At 50.5% G+C, this 5,731-nt stretch carries 4 protein-coding genes; 2 read left to right on the plus strand and 2 right to left on the minus strand.

The annotated features are described in order from the left end of the window. Positions 1-133: 133 nt before the first annotated feature. Positions 134-1,477, minus strand: coding sequence for an NADP-specific glutamate dehydrogenase (gdhA, locus tag AC3DKE_RS10830; RefSeq protein ID WP_340674498.1), 1,344 nt, complete (start codon positions 1,475-1,477; stop codon positions 134-136). 332 nt (positions 1,478-1,809) lie between these two features. Here gdhA and katG point away from each other — a divergent pair, with 332 nt between their 5' ends. Further along, the gene (gene katG / locus AC3DKE_RS10835) at positions 1,810-3,969 is read left to right on the plus strand and encodes a catalase/peroxidase HPI (RefSeq protein WP_487990689.1); all 2,160 of its coding nucleotides are present in this window, start codon (positions 1,810-1,812) and stop codon (positions 3,967-3,969) included. 10 nt (positions 3,970-3,979) lie between these two features. Here the strand turns inward: katG and AC3DKE_RS10840 are convergent, their stop codons facing one another. After that, positions 3,980-4,624, minus strand: coding sequence for a response regulator (locus AC3DKE_RS10840; protein ID WP_411729939.1), 645 nt, complete (start codon positions 4,622-4,624; stop codon positions 3,980-3,982). A gap of 151 nt (positions 4,625-4,775) precedes the next feature. Between AC3DKE_RS10840 and AC3DKE_RS10845 the strand changes: the two genes are divergently transcribed. Next, the coding region (locus AC3DKE_RS10845) for a hypothetical protein (protein WP_487990690.1) at positions 4,776-5,731 on the plus strand (956 nt) is incomplete at its 3' end.

The raw sequence follows: 5,731 nt of genomic DNA on the forward strand, positions 1-5,731 counted from the left end.
TCCATTACTCACAATTGTGAGGCAAAGAGATGTCTAGTGGAATCGGTCCTTATCATTAATCTATTTTTCGCCACAAAAAAAAGGCTGCCTCTAGCAATAGGGGCGGCCTTTTTTAGTTCAGCAATGGCTAGGCTTAAACGACGCCTTGAGCGAGCATGGCCTCAGCGACTTTGACAAAGCCGGCGATATTCGCGCCATCAACATAGCTGATTGAACCATTATCGCGACGACCGTATTTCACGCAGGCATCGTGAATGCCCTGCATAATTTCTTGCAGACGGGTATCAACCTCTTCCTGAGTCCACGATAAACGCATGGCGTTTTGGCTCATTTCCAAGCCCGATGTGGCGACGCCGCCGGCGTTGCTGGCTTTGCCAGGCGCGAAAAGGATGTGGTTATCTTCAAACAAGGTCACCGCTTCTAGCGTCGAAGGCATGTTGGCGCCTTCAGCAACGCAGACAACGTTGTTTTTGATCAATGCTTTCGCATCATCGCCATCGAGTTCGTTTTGGGTTGCGCAGGGCAGGGCAACATCAACAGGCACATGCCAAGGGCGAACATTTGCCTCAAAGCGTGCACCAATACGGGTGGCATAGTCGCTAACGCGGCCATATTCGACGTTTTTGATTTGCTTCAGTAGCTCTAGTTTCTCAGTGGTAAAGCCATCTTCATCGATAACGGTACCTGAGGAGTCAGATGCAGTGATGACTTTAGCGCCCAGAGACAGGGCTTTTTCGATGGCGAATTGAGCGACGTTGCCCGAGCCTGATACCGACACGCGCAAGCCGTCGAAGGTCATGTTTTTTTCAGCCAGCATATGCTTGGCAAAATACACAGTGCCGTAGCCTGTGGCCTCTGGGCGAATTAACGAGCCGCCAAAGCTGATGCCTTTGCCGGTAAAGACGCAGTCGGCTTGATTGGTGAGTTTTTTATACATGCCGGCCATATATCCAACTTCACGACCACCAACGCCAATGTCGCCAGCTGGCACATCGGTGTTGGAGCCAATGTGGCGATACAACTCAGTGATAAAGGCTTGGCAGAAGCGCATGACTTCTTGCTGGCTTTTACCTTTTGGGTTGAAGTCGGAGCCGCCTTTACCACCGCCAATTGGCAGAGTGGTTAAAGAGTTTTTCAGTGTTTGCTCAAAGGCTAGAAACTTTAAAATTGCGAGATTCACCGATGGGTGAAAGCGCAAACCACCTTTATAAGGGCCAAGGGCTGAGTTGTGCTGCACGCGATAGCCGCGATTGACTTGTACTTGGCCAGCGTCATCGATCCATGACACGCGAAATATCACCACACGTTCGGGCTCAACCAAGCGATCCAGTAAGCTCAGTTCAGTGAAGCGCGGATTGGCTTTAAGGAATGGCCAAACGCTTTCAATAACCTCAGTGATGGCTTGAATGAATTCAGGTTGGTCTGGGTTGCGCTTGGTAACGGCACTGATGAAGTCATGACTGGTTTGGTACTGCATGTGGCGAACTCGCTTTACTAAAATGGTGCGCGATATCAATGCTTAATCGCTAGATCGCACATTTTAGGTGCAAAACCCCCTATTTGGTAGAAATGCACCAAAATAATCGGGATGTTCTAATTATGTGCACCATTTTGGTGTCATTGGTTGTGCTTAATCAGCTCAGCATGCTCGGTAATAGTAGTGTTACGCTGAGAGAGTCAGGAGTGTTAGGGCGTAGTCTGCTTCTTTATGTATTTTAACTATCGAAAATACATAAAGTACTCATTAGCCACTATCCATGCTTGCCGCTTAATCTGTTGTTTCATTGATAAGAAACGAGGATAAAAAACATGTCAAACACAGGAAAATGCCCCGTTATGCACGGTGCTAACACGACTACAGCTAGCTCGAATGCTGCGTGGTGGCCGAAGGCCTTGAATCTCGACATCCTGCATCAGCACGATGCGAAAACGAATCCCATGGACATCGGTTTTAACTATCGTGAAGCGCTTAAGTCGCTAGATATCGATGCACTGAAAAAAGACCTACATGCCTTTATGACCGATAGCCAAGATTGGTGGCCGGCCGACTGGGGCCATTACGGTGGCTTGATGATTCGTATGTCATGGCACGCTGCTGGCACGTATCGTATTGCCGATGGTCGCGGTGGTGCCGCCTCAGGCAATCAGCGTTTTGCACCGCTGAACTCATGGCCAGACAACGTTAACCTCGATAAAGCTCGACGCCTACTGTGGCCTATCAAAAAGAAATACGGCAATGCACTGAGTTGGGCCGACTTGATCGCTCTAGCCGGCACCATTGCCTATGAATCCATGGGTCTTAAAACCTATGGCTTTGCCTTTGGCCGCGAAGATATTTGGCATCCTGAGAAAGACATTTACTGGGGGCCAGAGACCGAATGGTTGGCCGCTAGCGATAATGAAAATAGCCGCTATTCGGGCGAACGCGATTTGGTAAACCCGTTAGCCGCCGTGATGATGGGCCTGATTTACGTCAATCCAGAAGGCGTTGATGGCAAGCCTGATCCATTACGAACTGCTCGGGACGTGCGCGAAACCTTTGCCCGTATGGCAATGGACGATGAAGAGACGGTCGCGCTAACGGCTGGTGGTCACACCGTGGGTAAATGCCACGGCAATGGCAGTGCTGCAAACTTGGGCGAAGCGCCTGAAGGTGCTGAGTTGCAAGAGCAGGGCTTAGGCTGGATGAATCACAGCACGCGCGCCATTGGCCGCGATACTGTGTCCAGCGGCTTGGAAGGCGCTTGGACTACCAATCCAACGAAATGGGATAACGGCTACTTCTATTTGCTCTTCACCTATGACTGGGAGCTGAAAAAGAGCCCGGCCGGTGCATGGCAATGGGAGCCAATTAACATCAAAGAGGAAGATAAGCCTGTTGATGTTGAGGATGCCTCGATTCGTCACAACCCCATTATGACCGATGCCGATATGGCGCTGAAAATGGATCCGGCGTATCGCAAAATTTCTGAGCGCTTCTACAACGACCCTGCGTATTTCTCTGATGTCTTTGCACGAGCTTGGTTCAAGCTGACGCACCGCGATTTAGGCCCAAAAGCGCGTTATATCGGCCCCGATACGCCGACTGAAGAGTTGATTTGGCAAGATCCCGTGCCAGCAGGTAAACGCGATATCGATGTTGCCGCTATCAAGACAAAAATTGCGGCCAGTGGCTTGTCGGTGAGTGATTTGGTGAGCACCGCTTGGGATAGCGCTCGCACTTATCGTGACTCAGATAAACGCGGCGGTGCTAATGGCGCGCGCATTCGTTTGAGTCCACAGAAAGACTGGGCGGGCAATGAACCTGAGCGCTTGGCAAAAGTTTTGGCGGTGATCGAGCGTATCGCTGCTGAGAGTGGCGCCAGTGTTGCCGACGTGATTGTGCTTGCCGGCAATGTCGGTATTGAGCAAGCGGCGAAGGCAGGCGGCGTCGATGTCCGCGTGCCATTTGCGCCAGGTCGCGGTGATGCAACAGCAGAGATGACCGATGAGGAGTCGTTTGAGCCGCTCGAGCCTGTCCACGATGGTTTCCGCAATTGGCTGAAGCAAGATTTTTCGGTCAGCGCCGAAGAGCTTTTACTCGATCGTAGCCAACTTTTGGGCTTAACAGCGCATGAAATGACGGTTCTGATTGGTGGTTTACGCGTTCTCGGCTGCAACTATGGTGGCAGTCAAAAGGGTGTGTTCACTGATCGTGTTGGCGTATTGAGCAATGACTTTTTCGTCAATCTCACCGACATGGCCTATGAGTGGAAACCAACTGGCCGCAACAGCTATGACATCGTGAAGCGCGCGACTGGCAAAACCCAATGGACAGCATCGCGTGTGGACTTGGTATTTGGCTCAAACTCGGTGCTGCGCGCCTATGCCGAGGTCTATGCCCAAGATGATAATCAGCAGAAATTTATTGCCGATTTTGTCGCAGCATGGAGCAAGGTGATGAATGCCGATCGCTTCGATATAGCTTAAGGCCGCGCTATTAGCTGTGCCGAATCACGCCCATGCGAATAGCCTTCGCAGTGGCTTCGGCACGGCTATTGATGTGTAGTTTTTGATACATCGTTTTGATGTAACCAGAGGCCGTGTGGGGTGAGATAGATAGCACCTCAGCGGCCTCTTTTACGCTCAAGCCTTTAGCGACTGCGCAAAGCATATCGGTTTCGCGCGCGGTTAAGGGTTGATCTTCTGGCGATGTTTGCGGTCGAAACTGCTGCAACATCATCTGTGCGATAGAGGCTGAGAGCGGCGGCTTGCCGGCTAAAATGCCAACAATGCCGGCGGTGAACTCTTCGCGGCTATCATCCTTGAGCAAGTAGCCATCGGCGCCGGCGTGCAGGGCAGGGAAGAGATGCTCAGCGTCATCGAAAATCGTCGTGACTATGCATGAGGCGTTTGGCTGAGTTTGTTTAATCAGCGAGATGAGGTCAGTGCCATCGCCATCTGGCAAGCCAAGATCGACGAGGAAAACATCAAATTCTTCAGCGCAAATACCAGCCTTGGCATCGGCAAAACAGGCGTGATGAGTCAGCGAGCGTGTATTTAGCGCTGCTTCGACCAATGGGATTAGCCAATCGGCTACGACCAGATGGTCCTCAATAAGCATGACACGTGGTTGTGATAGCACTCGCTCTTCCTGATTTATCGCAATAACGATGACTTGCTACTTTAGTCGTACAGGTGACCTAGGCCATGGAAATCATACGCGATAAGATCGCGCCATGATTCCAATAAAAATAAAACTCGCCTTTGGGCTTCTAATCTCAATTGCGTTAGTCATGCTCAGCATTGTTATTGCGCGTGGCCTACCCACTACTAATGCCACATTTACTAGCAATGGCACAGTGCTGAGCGCGTACTACGATGGCAAAAGTCATACGTTAAGTCATTTCTTAATAGGCAAGGATAGCCTCGCGGCGACGAGTGAGCTCGCTATAGAAGAGCCTGATACATTGCCCACTTATGCCGATATGAATCGACTATTTCAGCAGTCAACAAAGCTGACTCAGGCATTAGAAAATAAGCGGCTGAGCATGGCGACAACTTCGGGCGAGCTTATTCAGTTAATACCTAAGCAGAGGCATATTTCTGACTTGCCAGGCCTATTTTGGCTGCAAATTATTTGCGGCTTGGCGGGCATGGTGGTGTGCTTGCTGGCTTGGATTCCGGCGAAAAATTCCATAGCAATTTTAGCGTTTAGTGGCACAGGTGTTGGCTACTTTTTAGCTTCGGTGTCGGCGGCTATTTACAGTACGCGAGAGCTATTTATCGACGGCGGGCTGTTTCAAGCGCTATCGACGATTAACCATATCGGCACCATGACATTTGCCACATCGCTGGCTTTATTTCTTTGGAACTACCCCGTTAAAAACACTAGCCGGCGTTGGAATTGGCTGATTGTATTGACCCTTCCTGTTGGTTTGAGTTGTGACTTATTACAACTAAACGAGAGTATTGCGCTGAGCTTTTATGCGTTAATTCTGGTCATGTTGCTGCTGTCGCTAACAGGCCTCTATGTGCAATGGCGTCGCACTAGCCATATGCCAGCCGACCGTTTGGCGTTGCGCTGGATTTTACTATCCGTGATTTTCGGCACCTTTGTGTTTGCCGGCGCCATCATCCTGCCTATTGTGTTTAAGTTCGCTGATCCAGCACCGCAGGGCGTTATTCTCGCCACATTTTTAATGATGTATGCCGGCATGATGCTGGCGATTGTGCGCTACCGCTTATTCGA

The sequence above is a fragment of the Paraperlucidibaca sp. genome (genome assembly GCF_982810325.1).